Source organism: Streptomyces sp. SID12501 (assembly GCF_010550245.1).
Classification (GTDB): Bacteria; Actinomycetota; Actinomycetes; order Streptomycetales; family Streptomycetaceae; genus Streptomyces.
This window is the reverse complement of the sequence record NZ_JAAGLU010000300.1, coordinates 1-585: the sequence shown is the minus strand read 5'-3', so window position 1 is coordinate 585 and position 585 is coordinate 1. Positions and strand designations below refer to the sequence as shown.

The window sequence follows — 585 nt, the reverse complement described above, 5'->3', positions numbered from 1 at the left end:
AAACATCAGACTTGCCAATCTCAGATATACAGCCCGCTCGTTCCAGTTCGCGGACCACTGCGATCGCAGCTAACTCCAAGCGCCAAGGCGAACCACGCAACTGAAATGGTCCGAGCGTGAAACGGCGAGGTCTCCTGAGAACGCGCGCCGACCAGCACGCCACCCACTCGATCCCGCGAAGCCAGGCCGGCCGTTCGTGCATCTCGATCAGCAATATCGGCTCGATGACCGTGAACCATTTCTCAAGACCCACAGACCTGAGCGATAACTGCACCCGGCGGCTGCGTCGAGTGAAGCTCCGCGCGCCACTAAGATCGTAAATCGACCACGAAAGGCGCCGTCTATCGATTGCCGTCGACATCATTCGGAGGGGGGTCCATATAGACAGACCCGCCGGTAAAGTCGTACTCGGGACCGAGAGACGACCGAGCCTGAGCCTTCTCACGCAACGAACTGAAACTCCCGCGAATGAACGCTATGGCGAACGCCGTAGCGAGAGAAGTTAGCAACCCATCACGCGCGAGACCTAGTAGGTACCCTACGACATCGCCGTTTGCCGCCGAGCGAATTATCTCGGGTATGTAC

General features: G+C 58.5%; 1 protein-coding gene. It reads right to left on the bottom strand.

Features of this window, described 5'->3' with window-relative positions:
• Positions 1-253 (bottom strand): hypothetical protein (locus G3I71_RS50620; RefSeq protein WP_203733045.1); only part of this gene is annotated, 253 nt, incomplete at its 3' end.
• Positions 254-585: the final 332 nt, after the last annotated feature.